Origin of the sequence: Polynucleobacter necessarius (assembly GCF_900095185.1) — a bacterium.
Taxonomy (GTDB): Bacteria; Pseudomonadota; Gammaproteobacteria; order Burkholderiales; family Burkholderiaceae; genus Polynucleobacter.
In genome coordinates, this window is the sequence record NZ_LT606948.1 from 1450809 (window position 1) to 1469833 (window position 19025).

The following is a 19025-nucleotide window of genomic DNA, read 5'->3' on the forward strand; positions in this document are numbered from 1 at the left end:
CGCAATACCTAACTTCCAGAATCGGATGACATTGGTTTAAGGGGGTTGATTACTTTTACACCAGCCACATCACGCCAGTAGGCCATAAAACCTGCGAACTCAGATTGGGCTGCCAATGCCTGTATTTGCTGAGCTTGCGCTTTATGGATTTTGGTATCTACGCTAGTAGGTTGTCTTACTTGATCTACTCGATACAACATTGTTCCCAGTCCTGGATTGCTGACTGATATTACAGTTGGCAATTTTTCTGGATTCAATGTCATAACTTTATCAAGGGCACCACCAACTAAGTTTGCAGGCTTGTTTCTGGATACCCAAATTGGACTAGCGAACCCTGCAACACTTTTAGGATCTTTTTCTAATGCAGTAAAACGCTCAGCCGCAGCTGCAACAGCAAGCTTTTCAGCCATGCGTTGACTCACCTGTCGTTTTACTTCGGCAGCCACATCCTTATATGGCAAAGTTTGTGCAGGATAAAATGTCACCACTCTAGCCGACATAATTACGCCGGAGGCAGTTTGCACCGCCTCAATATTTCGTTTATTTTTAACGGCTTCATCACCAAAAAGTGCTTTAACAACTTTGGGATTGGCTAACGGATGGTCTTTTCCAACTCCAGATGCACCAGATCTAGTAACGCCTTTTTGAGTTTGAATACTTAACTTTAATTTATCAGCAGCAGGTTTGAGACTATCGGACTGGTCGTAAGTCATGTTCGCAAATTGATCTGCTTTTTCGCTAAAGACTTTTGCGTCTTCTTTGGGATCGGCCTTAAGGACGATATATTCCACATCTACATACTCGGGACTTTCGAACAGCTTTGTGTTTGCATTGTAAAAATTCTGCAAATCTTCTGGCGAAGGACTTACTTGCGACAAATAATCTTTTGCATCAAAGGACAAAACTTGCACTTGACGTTCTGTCTCATACAAAGTTGAGATGATCTCTGATAACTTACGGTTCGCTATCTCAGTACGCGCCACAGAGTTAACAAGCTGACTAATCTTTAAATCAAATGCTTGACCTGCGTAGAACTGCTCTTCATTTAAACCATTGCTCGCTAACAATTGCTTAAAACGCATATTGTCAAAGCTGCCATCTTGTTTGTAAAGCGCACGAATTTGTGGGATATTTTGCAGGCTCTTAATCAAACTTTCTTTGCGAACCTGCAATCGCAGATCATCAACAGCAAAACCTAAAATTCTTTGTTGTAATAATTCATTCAAAATTGTCTGTCTGAATTGCAGACTCTGTGCAATTTGCACATTTCCACCGACTCGTTCTGCTTGACGCTTTGCAGCCGAATCCACTTCTTGCGCAGTAATTGGCTTACCGTTGATCTTAACCAGATCCGTTTCCTTATCCAGGAATTCTGAATAGCTTGAAATGCCAAACATCACAAATGACGGAACAATGAACAACATCAGGACTAACTGAAGTATTTGTTGGTGCTTACGGACGGTATCAAACATGTAAAATTTTGCTAAATAAATGTATCATTACATGAGTGTAATAGGCGAAGAGCATTGAGGGGTACTAAATAGCCAGAGTGGGCCGAGGATGTGAATCATAATATTTGGTGGGCGCTGAGAGGCTCGAACTCCCGACATTCTGCGTGTAAGGCAAACGCTCTACCAACTGAGCTAAGCGCCCCAAAATATTACAGCTGAGATTGTAACCCAAGGGAGAATTACCAGGGATATTTCCGTTAAATCCACCCAAAATCCAGAGAACAGTTTAACGGAAAAGCACCTCACTTCAGTGCTTAAGAACGTCCGCAGAGGCACCCTTTTCGCTTGCCTTGCTCGCTTCCGCAGCTTTTTTAGCAAGTTCCTCAGGTGTTGAATCTGGAAGTGCTTCGGGCATGCGTTCAAGCGCTAACTCCAAAACTTTATCGATCCAACGTACAGGAACAATCTCAATTGCATTCTTTACATTATCTGGAATATCAATCAGATCCTTTACATTTTCTTCCGGGATCAAAGCAAGCTTAATTCCACCACGATGCGCTGCCAAGAGCTTTTCTTTTAATCCACCGATTGGCAATATCTCGCCACGAAGAGTAATTTCTCCAGTCATTGCAACATCAGATCGAATTGGGATGCCAGTAAATACAGACACCAAAGCAGTAGTGATTGCAATGCCAGCTGATGGACCATCCTTTGGGGTGGCTCCGTCTGGGAAGTGAATATGTATATCCTTTTTCTCAAAAGACTCATCTGCAATTCCTAGGCGCTTTGCTCTAGAGCGGGCAACAGTTCGAGCCGCCTCAACAGATTCTTTCATCACATCACCAATGGAACCAGTTCTAGTAATGACACCTTTACCTGGCATAACAGCAGCCTCAATGGTAAGCAAATCACCGCCAACTTCGGTCCACGCTAATCCAGTCACTTGACCAACTTGGTTCTTTTTGCCTGCAAGACCAAAGTCATACATGCGAACAGAAAGGAATTTCTCTAAGTTATCTGCATTGACCACCACAGGAGCGGCCTCCTTCTTTAGAAGCAGTAGTTTCACTACTTTGCGACAAATCTTGCTAATTTCACGCTCCAAGGATCGGACTCCAGCTTCGCGTGTGTAATAGCGGATCATATTGCGAACAGCACTCTCATCAATCTTCAGCTCATCTTTTTTGAGGCCATTATTTTTAATTTGCTTGGGAATTAAATAATTAACAGCAATGCTAGTTTTCTCATCCTCGGTATAACCTGCTAGACGAATAATCTCAAGACGATCTAAGAGTGGGCCTGGAATATTTAAGGAATTAGAGGTAACCACAAACATCACATCCGATAGGTCAAAATCAACCTCAACATAGTGATCTTGGAAAGTATGATTTTGCTCTGGATCTAAAACCTCTAACAATGCACTGGCAGGATCTCCACGGAAATCCATCCCCATCTTATCCACTTCATCCAAAAGAAATAATGGATTGCGCTCACCCACTTTGATGAGGCTTGTCAAAATCTTGCCTGGCATTGAACCAATATAGGTACGACGATGACCACGAATTTCGGATTCATCACGCACCCCTCCAAGAGCCATGCGAACAAACTTTCGATTGGTGGCGCGAGCAATAGACTGACCCAAAGAGGTTTTACCTACCCCTGGAGGCCCTACCAAGCAAAGAATTGGAGCCTTAACACGATCCACTCGCTGTTGAACGGCGAGATATTCCAAGATACGCTCTTTCACTTTATCCAAGCCGTAGTGATCTTCATCCAATACTTTTTCAGCATTAGTGAGGTCATTGTTAATCTTGGTTTTCCTTTTCCAAGGAAGATTGACCAAAGTATCAATAAAGTTACGTATCACTGTTGCTTCAGCTGACATTGGTGACATCAACTTCAGTTTCTTCAACTCAGACTCTGCTTTTTTAAGGGCTTCTTTAGGCATGCGAACAGCTTTAATACGCTTCCCGAGCTCCTCAAAATCAACACCCTCCTCCCCTTCGCCGAGCTCTTTTTGAATCGCTTTTACCTGCTCATTTAAGTAATACTCACGCTGACTCTTTTCCATCTGTCGCTTCACACGACCGCGAATACGTTTTTCAACCTGCAGAATATCAATTTCACTCTCAAGATCAGTCAATAGACTTTCTAAGCGCTGTATCACTTCTGTCATTGCGAGAAGGCGTTGTTTTTGCTCGAGCTTAACAGGCAAGTGCGCACAAATCGCATCGGCTAGACGACTTGGATCATCGATCCCGCCTAACGAAGATAGCATCTCTTGCGGAACTTTTTTGTTGAGTTTTACATACTGATCAAACTGAGCCATGATTGCACGGCGCAAAGCTTCTGTTTCATGAGCGTCTACAGTATTGAGTGCGGTTGGCTTGGCTTCACAACTGAAGTAGCCAAGGCTATCCTCAATCTGACTTACCTCTGCACGCTGAACGCCCTCAACCAGCACCTTTATAGTGCCATCAGGCAATTTAAGCATCTGTAAAATATTGGCAATACAGCCAACTTCATAAAGATCTTCAATTACTGGCTCATCTTTAGCCGCTGCTTTTTGCGCAACTAACAGAACATTTTTGCCGGTTTCCATAGCAGCCTCGAGGGCTTTAATCGATTTTGGGCGACCCACAAATAAAGGGATCACCATATGAGGAAATACAACTACGTCCCTTAATGGGAGTAAAGGTAGTTGAATGGGCTCAGAGGGTAATAATAAGTGGCCAGGCATGGGGGGCAAATCCTCCAAAGTAATCAATCCTCAAAAGTCATATTTAGTGGCTTTTCTAGCAGAGACCACTAAATAGAGACATTATTTATGAGTAGCATACTACCTATATGGGTAGACCTTGCAGAAAAACAAGAGGTAAAAAGACAAAAATAGGGCAAAAATGCCCCATTAATAGCGAAAACCCTAAGAATTTAGGCTTTTTTGCTCAAATCAAGCTGTTCAGGGTCTTGTTTGTAGACAAGCAATGGTTTTCCGCCGTCTGCAATGCTACTTTCGTCGATTACGACTTTTTGCACATTTTTAAGGGATGGCAAGTCATACATCACATCCATTAAGGAACCTTCAAGAATTGATCGCAGACCACGGGCACCGGTTTTTCGAGCTATTGCTTTTTTGGCAATAGCGGATAAAGCTTCGCGTCGGACCTCAAGCTCAGAGCCCTCCATGGTCAGGAGCGCTTGATACTGTTTCACTAAAGCATTTTTGGGTTCAGTCAGAATTTGGATTAGAGTCTCTTCATCCAATTGCGCTAAGGTAGCAACTAGTGGAAGGCGCCCAATCAACTCTGGAATCAAGCCAAACTTCATTAAGTCTTCTGGCTCCACCTCGATCAAAAGATCACTTACGCCACGATCATCTTTGCCAGGAACGGTTGCATTGAAACCAATACCAGTTTTCGCAGTTCTTTGTTGAATGACTTTTTCAAGACCATCAAATGCACCTCCGCAAATAAACAAAATATTGGTTGTGTCCACCTGTAAAAAGTCTTGGTTAGGATGCTTGCGTCCTCCTTGTGGAGGTACGGAGGCCATAGTGCCCTCGACCAGCTTGAGCAATGCTTGCTGAACTCCCTCACCAGATACATCTCGAGTAATTGAGGGATTGTCTGACTTGCGAGATATTTTATCGATCTCATCAATATAAACAATGCCACGCTGAGCTTTTTCTACATTGTAATCACAAGCTTGCAATAGCTTTTGAATGATATTTTCAACATCTTCGCCAACATAACCAGCCTCGGTTAAGGTTGTTGCATCGGCCATGACAAAAGGCACATCCAGCATACGCGCCAAAGTCTGCGCTAATAGCGTTTTACCTGAACCAGTTGGTCCAATTAAAAGAATATTACTTTTAGCTAGCTCGACACCATCAACTATTGCCTTCGCTGGTAGCTTAGCTTCTTTCTTGTCAGAGTTTTCTACAGGCTTGCCATCCTTATCGAGCTTTTCTTTTTTTGGTTTAGGCAAATATTGAAGGCGCTTGTAGTGGTTGTAGACGGCAACCGCTAGGGTTTTCTTGGCTTGATCTTGACCAATAACGTATTGATCTAAATTCTCACGAATTTGATGAGGCGTAGGCAAGGAATGATCGCCCTCTTCTTTAGGTAACTTGGCAATTTCTTCTTGAAGAATATCGGTGCAAAGATCGATACACTCATCACAGATAAAAACCGATGGACCAGAAATTAATTTTTTAACTTCATGCTGGCTCTTACCGCAGAAAGAGCAATATAGAACCTTATCGCCTGATGTAGTGTTGGTATCGCTCAAAATAAACTCGATAAGTAATTAATAAAGAAATTAAGGACGTTTTTCAATAACCTTATCGATCAAGCCATACTCGCGAGCTTGATCGGCAGACATGAAATTATCGCGATCAGTATCTTTAGCGATGGTTTCAATTGACTGACCTGTACGGTCGGCCAAAATTTTATTAAGTCGTTCACGTAAATATAGGATCTCGCGTGCCTGAATCTCGATATCAGATGCCTGACCACGTGCACCGCCTAAGGGCTGATGAATCATGACTCGTGAATTAGGCAAGGCATACCGTTTATTCTTCTCGCCTGCGCACAACAAAAATGCGCCCATGCTTGCTGCCATGCCCATACATAAGGTGCTGACGTGCGGCTTAATGAATTGCATTGTGTCATAAATAGCTAAACCTGCTGAAACAGAACCACCTGGAGAATTAATATACAAAGCAATCTCTTTGTCAGGTTTCTCGCTCTCAAGAAACAAAAGTTGTGCAATCACCAAGTTAGCAATTTGATCATTTACCTCGCCAACCAAGAAGACAACACGCTCACGCAATAGGCGCGAATAAATGTCATATGCACGTTCACCCCTACCTGAGGTTTCAATCACCATTGGAACCAAGCCCAAGCCTTTTGGTTTTAGATTTTCAGACTGGTAATGATTCTGGATCATATTGAAACCTCTTCTTAATATTAGATGATTTAGTTTAGCTTGCTGAGCTCTTCGAAGGTAACCGCTTTATCGTTTACCTTAGCTTGAGACGTGAAATACTTAATCACATTGTCTGCAAGCACAAGATTTTCGACATCCTTCAACCGACCTGGGTTGCTGTAATGCCAACGCACCACTTCTTTTGGATCTTCGTAAGTTGCAGCCTGCTCATCGATTTCAGCCTTGATTTGATCAGCAGTAACCGCTAGATTGTGCTTTTTAACCAATTCACTCAAAATGAGCTCTAAACGAACGCGTTTGGTTGCTTGCTCAGCAAATAACTCGGCAGGAATGGGCGCATCTTTTGCATTGGGGACGCCACGTTGCATTAAATCTTGTCGAGCATCTTCCACTAAGCGCTCCTGCTCAGAAGCAACTAAAGATTTAGGTACATCAAGTTCGCATAAGCTGTTGAGCTTGTCCATCACCTCATTTTTTAACAAGGAGGTAATCCGACGCTTAACTTCACGATCTAAATTCTCTTTCACTTCGGCACGCATTTTGGCAACGCCACCCTCGATAACACCTAATGACAATGCAAACCCATCATCTACTACCGGCAGGTGTGGCCAATTCACCGACTTCACGGTAATCGTAAATGCAGCTGTTTTGCCCGCTATATCTTTACCATGGTAGTCGGCTGGAAAACTTAATGGGAAAGACTTGCTCTCACCAACTTTGAGTCCTAAAGTAGCCGCTTCAAACTCAGGCAGCATACGGCCTTCGCCCAAAACATATTCAAAGTTTTCTGCTTTGCCGCCCGCAAATTCAACACCATCAATTTTGCCCACGAAATCAATAACAACTTGATCTCCATTTTGTACTGAAGTATCAGTCCCACCATCGCCATGAGCACCAGCCTCTCCACGAGGATGGTAATGAACTTGCTGCTTACGCAATACATCTAATGCGCGATCAATTTCTGCTTCGCCGATTTCGGTAGAGTATTTGGTAACTTCTGCCTGACTAAAGGCACCAATTTTGACTTCTGGCAATACTTCAAAATAAACGTCAAATAAAACCGTGTCAGCTTTGAGCTGACTCTTAGGCTCAAAACGGGGTTGACCAGCTAATGCTAGCCCCTCTTTTTGGGCTTGCTCATAAAATAGCTCTGCTGCTTTGTCGTATTGCAATTCGAAATCAATCTGCATGCCGTGTTGTTTTTCGACGAGGCTCTTTGGAGCTTTGCCTGGGCGGAAACCTGCCATTTTCATGGTCTTACCTACTTTAGCCAAACGCGTTTCATGCGCTTTAGCTAAATCGGCACGAGCGAACTCCAAAGTCATTTTGCGGTCTAGCGAACCTAAATTTTCTATCTGCACAGCCATTCTCGTCTCTTAATTGAAGTCTGAAGTCCAAGCCAAGTAGCAATCTTGTGGTGCGAGGAGGGGGACTCGAACCCCCACACCATTTCTGGCGTCAGGACCTAAACCTGGTGCGTCTACCAATTTCGCCATCCTCGCGAATATCCGCAAACTTGTCACACTTAAACTTCACTCTAAAGACCGTAATTCTACAATGCCTGGGGTTTTAGAAGATCTTTTAGACCTTGTATAGCAAAGCTACCGCATGCACTGCAATGCCCTCACACCTGCCTAGGTGACCCAAAGATTCATTGGTCTTGGCTTTGAGATTGACATGGCTGGGGGTGATAGCCAAATCAGCGGCAATATTTCGGACCATTTCTGGTAAAAAATCAGCTAATTTTGGCTTTTGACAAATAATAGTGGCATCGACATTGCCCACTTGGAATCCCGCTGCTTGTACCTTCTGTAAGGCCGCCCTAAGCAAAATTCGACTATCCATACCTTTAAATTGAGGAGCAGTATCCGGAAAAAGCTGACCAATGTCATTTAAACCAGCGGCTCCCAATAAGGCATCAGTTAGTGCATGAAGAAGTGCATCAGCATCTGAGTGTCCTAGTAAACCCTTATCAAAGGGCACATGAACACCACCCAATATTAGCTTTCGTTCAGACACTAAAGCGTGCACATCATATCCTTGACCAATTCTAAATTGCGGTATATGTAAATTACTGTGCGTCATGGTTACTCTCTTGTGATTTAGCAATATTCCTTAATAGCAATTGCATTAATTCCCAATCGGCCGGATGGGTCACTTTAAAGTTACGAGCTGCACCTTCTATTAATAGAGGTTTGCCACCAGACAACTCGATGGCGCTCGCTTCATCCGTCACATCAGCCTTAAGAAGAATCGCGCTATCGATAGCATCACGCAATTCCTTTAAACCAAACATCTGCGGGGTTTGGGCTTGCCATAAATGATCGCGCGGAATTGTTCTTTCAGCATGCGGAATATTCCCAGCGATCACCGAATCCAAATCAGTCTGCTTTAAGGTATCAGCCAAACGAACAGCCAATAGACCACCGGTACCCGATGCCAGAACTGCATCAATTAGTCGATTAATTAAAGCAGGTGTGATGCCGGGTCTAGCGGCATCATGCACTAGTACCCAGTCATCTCCAGAAATGCCAGACTTCAACATAGCTGTCAAAGTATTTCGGACAGTTTCTTGCCTCGTTGGCCCACCGGTTGGTGTAAATTGAATGTTGTGTATTTCACCCGCCATCTTCTGCAGAATAAGATTATCTATAAAGCTGGGTGAGACACCAACCCAAATCGACTGAATATGGGCAGTTTTGCCAAACGCCTCCAATGCATAGCTCAGCATGGGTTTCCCTGCCAACGATTGAAACTGCTTTGGCAATTCCCCACCAAGACGGGAGCCGGTACCAGCAGTCGGTAACAGCACATGACATTTCATATTTGAATGATGTCCAGAATCCATGCCTGATTCTATAATGAGCCTAAATGTCTGATGCATTAAATCTGGTACCTCTCATACCCGCTCCGCGGGCTGGGCAGCGCTTTACCTTTTCAGGGCTAGTGGGTTCATCGGATGCCGCCCTCATCGCTCAAACAGCTCTCCGTTACCGGGACAATTTTTCTGTAATGGTCATTTTCTGTGCACAAGCACAGGAAGCTCAGAGACTTTTAGAAGAAATTCCCGCTTTTGCGCCGCAGCTGAAAGCCAGCCTGCTGCCCGATTGGGAGCTTCTTCCTTATGATCATTTTTCCCCCCATCAGGATTTAGTTTCTAAGCGACTAGCCACTTTGTATGAATTACTTAATGGTCGTTGTGATATTGTTTTGGTTCCAGCAACAACAGCACTGCAAAGACTAGGTCCGCCTAATTTTTTATCTGGTCACACTTTTTTCTTTAGGCAAGGTGACAAACTCAATGAATCTGCTTTAAAATTCCAGCTGCAACAAGCTGGGTACGACCCAGTGAGTGCGGTGATGCGACCCGGTGAATACAGTATTCGAGGCGGTTTATTTGACTTGTTTCCCATGGGATCCAACCTACCCTATCGCCTAGATTTATTTGGCGATGAGATTGAACAAATACGCGCATTTGATCCCGACACTCAGCGCAGCCTATACCCAGTAAAAGAGGTACGCCTACTCCCAGGACATGAGTTCCCATTCGATGATGCTTCTCGTATAGCTTTCAGAGGGCGCTGGAGAGAGGTGTTTGAAGGAGATCCTACCCGCTGCTCTATCTATAAGGATGCTAATCAGGGAATTCCAAGTGCCGGCATTGAATCTTATCTTCCCCTCTTTTTTGAAGAGCAATCTAATCTCTTTGATTACTTCCCCAGATCAGGCGATCCTGTATGGTTAGTAACTATTGGGGATGTAGAGGAGACCATTAAAGGCTTCTGGCAAGATACGCTTAGCCGATATGAGTTTCTTAAACACGATCTGGATCGACCCATTCTTCCGCCAAAGAACCTATTTCTAGATATAGGTGAGTTCTTTACAACACTAAAATTATACGCACGTTTAGCACTTGATAAAGATGACTCAGATAAGACCCAGTTTCTAGAAGTTCCAGATATTGCGGTCCATCGTCGAGATGCAGACCCTATCAGCCGCTTACGCAATGTAGCATCCACCGAAAAATTCCGAATATTAATTTGCAGTGATAGCGCGGGACGTAAAGAATCGATACGACAGCTACTCGAAGAGAGTAGCTCTGTATCCGGCCAGAATGGTAAACCTCTCTACCCACTAAAACCGGAAATTTTTGACAGCATTGCTGATTTTACGAAGAGCAATGCGTTATTTGGTCTAGTGACTGCCCCCCTATTTAACGGCTTTACATGGGCTGCCGAGAATCTGATTGTCATTACTGAGGCAGAGTTATTTACTACCACTGCTAGACAAAGGCGTAAGGGTAAGGGTAGTGAAAATGCTGATCCTGACATGTTGTTCAAGGATCTCTCTGAGCTGAAGATTGGTGATCCTGTGGTTCATGCTGAGCACGGCATCGGGCGATATCAGGGCTTAGTACTGCTTAATCTAGCTCCACCTAAACAGGCGCCTATTTTTGAAGAATTTTTACATCTTCAATATACTGGTGAAGCTACTCTTTATGTGCCAGTGCAACAGCTGCAAATGGTGACACGTTATGCTGGATCAGACCCAGACTCTGCCCCGCTTCACCAGCTAGGCTCCGGTCAATGGGATAAGGCCAAACGCAAAGCGGCTCAACAAATTCGCGATACTGCTGCTGAGCTATTAGGTTTATATGCTGCTAGAGCGATACGTAAAGGACATGCTTTTGAATTCTCAGCACATGACTATGCCGCATTTGCTGCAAGCTTTGGTTTTGAAGAAACGCCAGACCAAGCCAGTGCGATTGCAGCCGTTATTGGTGATATGACTAGCGGAACCCCAATGGATCGCTTAGTTTGTGGCGATGTAGGCTTTGGCAAAACAGAGGTTGCCCTACGCGCAAGCTTTGTAGCAGTTATGGGGGGGAAACAAGTTGCTATTTTGGCACCTACAACCCTACTTGCAGAACAACATGTGGCTACTTGGACGGATCGCTTTGCTGATTGGCCGGTCCGCATTGTTGAACTTTCCCGCTTTAAGACAGCAAAAGAAATTAATACTGCATTAGAGGCCATAGCCAAAGGAGAGGCCGACATCATTATTGGTACACACAAGTTGCTCTCCAAAGAAACACAGTTTGCAAATCTAGGCCTAGTGATTGTTGATGAAGAGCATCGCTTCGGAGTGCGTCAAAAAAATGCCCTTAAAGCACTGCGAGCAGAGGTTGATAGCCTGACTCTAACAGCAACGCCAATTCCACGAACCCTAGGTATGGCAATGGAGGGTCTGCGTGAATTTTCGATTATTGCCACCGCCCCACAAAAACGTTTAGCCATTAAGACTTTTGTGCGACGCGAGGGTGATAGCGTTATTCGAGAAGCGGTGCTACGTGAAATTAAACGTGGTGGACAGGTCTACTTCTTGCACAATGAAGTAGAAACAATTCAAAACCGCAAACTTGTTTTACAAGAACTGATTCCGGAGGCGCGTATTAGCGTTGCACATGGACAGATGCATGAGCGTGAACTGGAATCTGTAATGCGTGAGTTTGTAACGCAAAGAACAAATATCTTACTGTGCACCACCATTATTGAAACTGGAATTGATGTTCCTACTGCTAACACCATCATCATGCATCGTGCAGATAAATTTGGCCTTGCTCAGTTGCATCAACTTCGCGGACGGGTTGGTCGTTCTCACCATCAAGCCTATGCCTATTTGTTGGTTCCAGATCCAGAAGCACTGAGTAAGCAAGCCCAATTGCGCCTCAATGCCATCCAAGCGATGGAAGAATTAGGCTCTGGTTTTTATTTGGCTATGCATGATTTAGAGATTCGTGGTGCTGGTGAGGTTCTAGGTGATAAACAGTCTGGTGAAATTTATGAGATTGGTTTTCAGTTCTATACCGAAATGCTTGATCGCGCTGTTAAGTCTCTTCGCAGCGGTAAGGAGCCGGATTTACTCTCTCCTCTTCAGGCAACAACTGATGTTAATCTTGGTGTCCCCGCCTTACTTCCGGAAGCCTACTGTCCAGACGTACATGAGCGCTTATCTCTCTACAAGCGCTTTGCAGGCACACATGACTTCTCAGAATTGATGGGTCTGCGCGAAGAGTTGGTCGATCGCTTTGGTGATCTGCCTGATCAAGCCAAGTCTTTTTATGAAACCCATCGCCTAAGACTTGAAATGACGGGATTTGGCATTAAAAAAATAGACGCTACGCCAGCCTCAATCCAAATTCAATTTATTCCCAATCCACCAATTGATCCAATGAAAATCATTCAATTGATTCAGTCATCACAACATATTCAACTCAATGGTCAAGATAAATTGAAGGTACTACCTCAAAAAGACCGAGAGTTTGAAAAGCTAGAACAGCGCTTAGATGCCATTCGCCAGATATTACGTCGCCTCACAACGAATCCGCTGTTCTCAGTACTGCCCAGGCAAGTTAAATCCAATGATTATTGATGATGATGATGAAACACCAAGTTCTGGTTGTCCTTTCCAGGGCACCCATCTCTGGAGAACTGATCTTTTCTTTAAAAGATAGCGCTCTAAGATTTGACATATCCTTGCACTCTATTGGATTGCAAACGAGTAATGCCAGCTATTTTTGTGAACGCTTTGAATCTAGTGGGCATTTAGGGGTAGAGCAGAGAGAGTATTTACGTTCAATAGCAGCGCAATTTAATACCGATCTCTGTTTTTTAAAGGGCGATCTTTTACCTCAAGAGATTCGTGTTTTAGCGATGGACATGGATTCAACATTAATCAACATTGAATGCATTGATGAAATAGCTGATTTCACCGACAAGAAGGCGGCTGTGGCAGAAATAACTGAAGCCACAATGCGTGGGGAAATCAAAGATTTTAAAGAAAGCTTGCGCAGACGTGTTGCATTACTGGAAGGGGTTGAAGCAAATGCACTAGAATCGGTTTATCGAGAGCGTTTACGCCCCAATCCTGGAGCCGCTGAATTATTGACCGGCGCGCACGAGCGCGGTCTTTACACGTTATTGGTTTCTGGTGGGTTTACCTTCTTTACTGAGAAGTTACGCCAAGAGTTGGGCTTCAAACAAACGCAATCTAACACCCTAGAAATCATTGATGGCAAGCTAACGGGAAAAGTCGTCGGTGATATCGTTGATGGTGCAGCCAAGGCGGCATATTTAGATGAAGCATGTTTACGTCTCGGGTGCACTAAAACGAATTCCATCACTATGGGAGACGGAGCAAATGATTTAATCATGATGAATGGCTCTGGGATCAGCGTAGCCTACCAAGCAAAACCAGTAGTGAAAGAAAAAGCCGACGCAGCTTTCGACCGAGTCGGCTTAGATGCTGCTGTACTACTGATCTCTTAAGACTTAACCCAAGAGATCATCGATCAATTTTTCAGCGCAATTACATGCGCTTGAAAAGCGTAGCAATACCCTGACCACCACGAATACACATTGTTACCAATGCATATTTACCTTGTACGCGGTGTAATTCATGAATTGTCTTAGTAGCAATTGCAGCACCGGAACAACCAATCGGGTGACCCAATGCAATCGCACCACCATTCACATTGGTTTTTGCTGGATCGAGACCAAAACCTTTGGTCACAGCCAACGCTTGTGCAGCAAATGCTTTGTTTGACTCAATAACATCCATTTGATCAAGCTTGAGTCCAGCATGCTCGAGAGCCAACTTGGTTGCAGGCATGGGACCTTCACCCATGATGTGGTTAAGCACTCCAGCAACTGCATAAGAAACTAAGCGAGCTATTGGTTTATGACCAGCTTTCTTCGCAGTTTCAGCATCAGCCAATACAAAAAATGCAGCGCCATCGTTAATGCCTGAAGCATTGCTCTGCCGTGACAGAGCCACCCTCTTTCTTGAACACTATCTTCATCTTGGCCAATGTGTCCATCGTAGTATCCGGCTTGCAATGCTCATCCGTATCAAATATGACATCGCCCTTATGAGTCTTAATCGTGATCGGCACGATTTGAGATTTGAAGCGACCTATCTTTGATAGCGTGAGCAGCACGACGATGAAATTCAAGCGCAAGAGCATCCCGCTCTTCACGAGTGAGCTTCCATTTTTCAACGAGGTTTTCAGCGGTAACTCCCATATGTCCAACGCCGAATGGATCGGTTAACACTGCCACCATCAGGTCAAGCATCTTGGTATCACCCATTCGCGCAGCACTGCGCATTGCAGGTGAACCATACATTCCGCGTGACATTACCTCAACACCACCACCAACTCCATAATCACAATCGCCGCAACACGTGCAATATAGGCATAGCGGCTATCAGCAGGAATCGTGTTTCCAACGGTCACATAATTCATCAAGGCTGGATCTACACCTGAGCGCGTTACTGCCTCTTTCATCACGATGCCGCCTAACTCAGCAGGCTCAAAGCTACTAAGCGATCCATTAAAGGCGCCGATTGCGGAACGAACTGCACTTAAAACAACGATATCACGACTCATATCAATCCACTTTACTAAGTCCAATTTTGGGCTAACTTTGTACTAAAAATTACTACAACTAATAGTTTTATTGTATTAGTCACATTTCGGCTATTAGGTGATGCCCTTGGGAGCTAACCACTGTTACCTTGATGATTTCACACCGACTCGATAACGCTTGGACGGCTTAGTATGTGGCAAAACCCTCACTAAACCATCAATTTCAGGGGCCTCACCGATACTTCGACCAATTCCACCAGATTCATCGACACAATCTATCAGAACCTGGATATGCTTGCCTATTTTTTGGCAATCCGCTTAATGAATGGAAATTTCTTCAGCTTTTGCCATAAATCTGGGACGCCGTTCTTCATGAATATTATCTGGAACCGGGTTATCGAGTAGGTTTGCAGCAGCACCTTCGACTGGCAAATAAGCACAACAACCCGCTCTATCGATTTGAGTCTCATCTAAAAAATTCAGAAGATATTCAAACTCTTCTGCGGTCTCACCTGGAAAGCCAGCAATACAGGTACTGCGAATGACTAAATCAGGACAAGCTTGGCGCCATGCCAAGATACGCTCTAAATTTTTCTCACCACTAGCAGGACGTTTCATGCGCTCTCATACATCTGGATGAGCATGCTGGAGGGGAATATCAAGATCGCCATATCCATGTGCTCAGAAAATTCCGCCATCAACGGCAAAACATCACCCACATGCGGATAGGGGTAGACATAATGTAAACGAACCCATGCTTGATGTTCAGGCGCCATTTGATTTAAAGCGTTTACTAAATCAAACATTTTCGTTTTGACTGGCTTGCCATCCCAACAGCCCGTCCGATATTGAAGATCAACTCCTTAGGCGCTGGTATCTTGGGAGACAACTAATCATTCTTTTACGCCCGACTCAAATAAGCGTTTTGCTTCAAGCAAAACTTCACCGATGGGACGCGAAACTAAGTCTCCCCGCATATTCGGAATAATACAAAAAGTGCAACGATGGTTGCAGCCTTCGCTAATTTTGAGGTATGCGTAATGCTTGGGTGTCAGTTTGACACCCGCAAGAGGCACGAAATCAGTGAAGGGATCATGCGGCTTGGGCAAATGTAAAATGAATCGCCTGCATGACTTCATCAGCACAGCGTGCGGACCAGTAACCGCCAGCACTTTTGGATGAATGCTTTGAATCAGATCGCTACCATCAGTATTTTGTCTGGCACCAAGACAGCCAATGACAATGACCTTACCAACGAGATCGGCGCCTGAATAATCCTTAGCAGAGTTTCATAACCCTGAGCACTCAGTTGCGTCAGAATCCGCGCTCCGGATCTACTAAGGCCTTAGGACAGCCTAAGGATACAAATCCGACTGTGCCTGTCACAACTATTCTTTTTCAGTTGTGTTCGGCTGAGGCGTGAAGGGAAAATTTCCAAATATATTTTGCGAGCCTTGCATCTGCTCTTGCATTTTGATGAATAAATCCTTGCTCTGCTCCATGTAATTACCCATTAATCCTTGCATTAAAGGATTTTGTAGATTCATCATCTGAGACCATGCTTCAGGAGTGCTGCCTGCGCCTAAACCTTTTGTCTGGTCGCCCAACTTATTATGAATATCTACAAATGACTGCATAGTCTTTTCAAGATAGTTCCCCATTAATCCTTGCATGGAGTTTCCATAGAAGCGGATAATTTGCGAAAGCATTTGTGAAGAGAATGCTGGAGCACCATCAGCCTCTTCCTCAAGAATAATTTGCAACAAGATATTGCGAGTTAAGTCTGCTTCTGTTTTAGCATCAACGACCTTAAAGACCTCATTGGACATGACTAAATTTTTGATGTTTGACAGCGTGACATACGTACTAGTTTGAGTGTCGTATAGGCGACGATTGGGATACTTCTTAATGAGCCGATCTTCGCCAGCTCCTTTCGCACGAGTTACCATTTTTTTCCTTGCTCTTTACTGCACCGCACCATCAGCGTAGTTTATCTCTAGTGTGACCTAAAGGTAAATACACTGTGTTGCGCACTACAAATACCGCATGAATTGCTGCAGCGCAATATTAGCCTGTATAAATACCGCCGTTCAATGAGAAATCAGCACCAGTAGCATAACCACCATCTTCCGACACAATCCAGCAACAAATAGAAGCGATTTCTTCAGGGGTACCTAAACGCTTCACAGGAATGCCAGAAACAATCTGCTCTAAAACATCCTCACGGATTGCCTTCACCATATCGGTGCCAATATAGCCAGGTGAAACAGTATGAACTGTCACCCTTTAGTCGCCACTTCTTGGGCCAAAGCCATTGTGAAACCATGAAGACCAGCTTTAGCAGTCGAATAGTTACATTGGCTAAACTGTCCTTTTTGACCGTTTACCGAGGAAATATTGATAATGCGCCCCCAATTATTGTCAACCATCCCATCGATCACTTGCTTGGTGACATTAAAAATGGCGGTACCCATAACACCAGTTACATATTCGACTTTTTGAGACATTACTTCCACTACTTTAAAAACCTTCGTTAATTGTTGGTTCAATTCTGAAGTTGCTTTTTCTTTGACATATGCGCCGGGAGCCGCCTCCATCTTTTTGTACTTGGCATTGCCAAATGTCTTACTTGCTGGCTTTTTCTCGCTACCAAATTGCTCTAGCCGTTTAGTATAGTCGGGCCACCAACTTCCAGAAAGCTGTTTTGCACCTTCGAGCCACTCATGTGCCATTGGCGCAATCTTCTTATACTCAAAGTAGTAGCGCTTATTTTTAGCTGGCGGATTAATAACGCCAGCGATATGACCAGATGCACCTAGAACAAACCGATTTTTACCATTCAAGAGATGGGTAGCTTCATAAGCGAATTGCCAAGGAACAATATGATCTTTTTGTGAGGTATATAAATAGGCCGGACATTTAATCTTACCTAGATCAATTTTTTCGCCACAAATTTTTACTTTCCCTGGTTTTACTAAATCATCTTGCAAATAGGTGTGGCGCAGATACCAACAGTACATAGCGCCCGGTAAATTCGTAGAGTCGCTGTTCCAGCAAAGCAAATCGAATGGTGGCGGTGAATTACCTTTGAGATAGTTTTCAACCCATAATTCCAGACCAAATCATTTGGACGCAAGAATGAGAACGTATTACCCAAGTCCAAACCTGACATCATGCCGTACTGTCCACCCTTACCGCCGATGGTATTCTCACGCAACTCAACCATTCTTTCGTCAATAAAGGCATCCAAAATACCTGTGTTCGTGAAATCCAGTAGTGTAGTAAAGAGAGTCAAGCTAGCAGCTGGATGCTCATCCCTGGCAGCCAGGACAGCCAATGCTGAGGTTGTTATTGTGCTGCCAACACAAAAACCTAAGACGTCAATTTGCTTGGTGCCACCAATCTCTTTTACAACATCGATGGCCTTGATAACGCCTTTACCAACATACTCATCCCAGCTGACTTGCGCCATCGAGGCATCTGGATTCTTCCAAGAAACCAAGCACACGGTATAACCTTGACTGACTATGTGACGCATAACCGAGTTATCAGGTTGCAAATCCAAAATGTAGTACTTATTAATGCAAGGTGGCACCATTAAATAGGGACGTTCAAAAACTTGCTCTGTTAAAGGCTTGTACTGAATTAACTCAAATAACTCGTTACGGAACAGCACATGACCTTCTGTGGTTGCAATATTTTTGCCCACTTCAAAAGCAGACTCATCTGTTTGTGAGACTTTGCCTTTTTTCATATCCCCCAAAAGGTTAATGATCCCCTTTTGAATAGATTGTCCTTGAGAGCTAATAATGCTCTCAAGCACTTCAGGATGAGTGGCAATAACGTTAGATGGCGATAATGCACCAATCATCTGCTCTGTAGTGAACAGAATTTTTTGCGTTGACTTTTCATTCGTTTCAACTGCTTTGGCTAAAGCCATTAAGTGCTTTGAATTTAATAAATAAGTCGCAGCGATGACCTTACTCCAAGAGGAGTGCCAAAAGCATTAACCAGGAAAGCGACGGTCTTTAACCTCTATCACCTCAGGATTGGTCGCGATATGCGCTAACTCCGTAAAGTATTCCTTTTGAATTTCGGACAAACGCTCTGGTGGAATTAACGCCATATGGTGCGGCGCCAAGGATGGCGTTGCACCGGTATTTATGCCTGCAAACATAGTCGTCTCTTCAATTAGT

The 19025-nt window shown here is 44.1% G+C and carries 12 protein-coding genes, 2 tRNA genes and 4 pseudogenes; 2 read left to right on the plus strand and 16 right to left on the minus strand.

Annotated elements, in window-relative coordinates; genetic code table 11:
- Nucleotides 1–8: 8 nt before the first annotated feature.
- The 9 genes from DXE31_RS08395 to ispD all read right to left on the minus strand — a co-directional run bounded on the left by DXE31_RS08395 (nt 9) and on the right by ispD (nt 9249).
- A complete protein-coding gene (locus DXE31_RS08395; protein WP_114698463.1) occupies nt 9–1472 on the minus strand; it encodes a peptidylprolyl isomerase in 1464 nt (487 codons plus the stop codon).
- Between the two features lie 105 nt (nt 1473–1577).
- Nucleotides 1578–1653: transfer RNA gene (locus DXE31_RS08400), tRNA-Val, on the minus strand.
- Nucleotides 1654–1758: 105 nt separating this feature from the next.
- Entirely contained in the window at nt 1759–4191 is a 2433-nt protein-coding gene (gene lon, locus DXE31_RS08405; RefSeq protein ID WP_114698464.1) for an endopeptidase La, read from the minus strand.
- A gap of 191 nt (nt 4192–4382) precedes the next feature.
- Nucleotides 4383–5741, minus strand: a complete 1359-nt coding sequence (clpX, locus tag DXE31_RS08410) for an ATP-dependent Clp protease ATP-binding subunit ClpX (protein WP_114698465.1) — start codon at nt 5739–5741, stop codon at nt 4383–4385.
- A 30-nt stretch (nt 5742–5771) separates the two neighbouring features.
- Nucleotides 5772–6401 (minus strand): ATP-dependent Clp endopeptidase proteolytic subunit ClpP, encoded by a 630-nt coding sequence (gene clpP / locus DXE31_RS08415; protein WP_114698466.1) that lies wholly within the window; start codon nt 6399–6401, stop codon nt 5772–5774.
- Between the two features lie 29 nt (nt 6402–6430).
- Nucleotides 6431–7768 (minus strand): trigger factor, encoded by a 1338-nt coding sequence (tig, locus tag DXE31_RS08420; RefSeq protein WP_114698467.1) that lies wholly within the window; start codon nt 7766–7768, stop codon nt 6431–6433.
- A 48-nt stretch (nt 7769–7816) separates the two neighbouring features.
- A tRNA-Leu gene (locus tag DXE31_RS08425) sits at nt 7817–7903 on the minus strand.
- Between the two features lie 79 nt (nt 7904–7982).
- Nucleotides 7983–8486, minus strand: coding sequence for a 2-C-methyl-D-erythritol 2,4-cyclodiphosphate synthase (gene ispF / locus DXE31_RS08430; RefSeq protein ID WP_114698468.1), 504 nt, complete (start codon nt 8484–8486; stop codon nt 7983–7985).
- The gene (gene ispD, locus DXE31_RS08435) at nt 8473–9249 is read right to left on the minus strand and encodes a 2-C-methyl-D-erythritol 4-phosphate cytidylyltransferase (RefSeq protein WP_114698469.1); all 777 of its coding nucleotides are present in this window, start codon (nt 9247–9249) and stop codon (nt 8473–8475) included. The genes ispF and ispD overlap by 14 nt, the downstream gene beginning before the upstream one ends.
- A 23-nt stretch (nt 9250–9272) precedes the next feature.
- On the opposite strand from ispD, the gene mfd reads away from it, so the two are divergent.
- Both mfd and serB read left to right on the plus strand, forming a co-directional pair.
- Complete coding sequence (mfd, locus tag DXE31_RS08440; RefSeq protein WP_231969487.1) at nt 9273–12833, plus strand: transcription-repair coupling factor; 3561 nt, start codon at nt 9273–9275, stop codon at nt 12831–12833.
- Between the two features lie 104 nt (nt 12834–12937).
- Nucleotides 12938–13729: a phosphoserine phosphatase SerB gene (serB, locus tag DXE31_RS08445; RefSeq protein ID WP_415077970.1), complete on the plus strand. Its 792-nt coding sequence runs from the start codon at nt 12938–12940 to the stop codon at nt 13727–13729.
- A gap of 40 nt (nt 13730–13769) precedes the next feature.
- Here serB and DXE31_RS08450 read toward each other — a convergent pair.
- From DXE31_RS08450 to DXE31_RS11675, 7 genes and pseudogenes are all read right to left on the minus strand, one after another.
- A pseudogene (locus DXE31_RS08450) lies at nt 13770–14850 on the minus strand (acetyl-CoA C-acyltransferase).
- Nucleotides 14851–14929: 79 nt separating this feature from the next.
- Nucleotides 14930–16215: pseudogene (gene rimO / locus DXE31_RS08455) on the minus strand (30S ribosomal protein S12 methylthiotransferase RimO).
- A 2-nt stretch (nt 16216–16217) separates the two neighbouring features.
- Complete coding sequence (gene phaR, locus DXE31_RS08460; protein ID WP_114698470.1) at nt 16218–16778, minus strand: polyhydroxyalkanoate synthesis repressor PhaR; 561 nt, start codon at nt 16776–16778, stop codon at nt 16218–16220.
- Nucleotides 16779–16896: 118 nt separating this feature from the next.
- A pseudogene (locus DXE31_RS08465) lies at nt 16897–17297 on the minus strand (SDR family oxidoreductase); the annotation flags it as partial.
- Between the two features lie 384 nt (nt 17298–17681).
- Nucleotides 17682–17891, minus strand: a pseudogene (locus DXE31_RS11665) (class I poly(R)-hydroxyalkanoic acid synthase); the annotation flags it as partial.
- Entirely contained in the window at nt 17804–18769 is a 966-nt protein-coding gene (locus tag DXE31_RS11670; RefSeq protein WP_231969488.1) for a PHA/PHB synthase family protein, read from the minus strand. The pseudogene DXE31_RS11665 and the gene DXE31_RS11670, both read right to left, overlap by 88 nt.
- Nucleotides 18770–18835: 66 nt before the next feature.
- Nucleotides 18836–19006, minus strand: coding sequence for a hypothetical protein (locus tag DXE31_RS11675; RefSeq protein WP_231969489.1), 171 nt, complete (start codon nt 19004–19006; stop codon nt 18836–18838).
- Between the last annotated feature and the right edge of the window lie 19 nt (nt 19007–19025).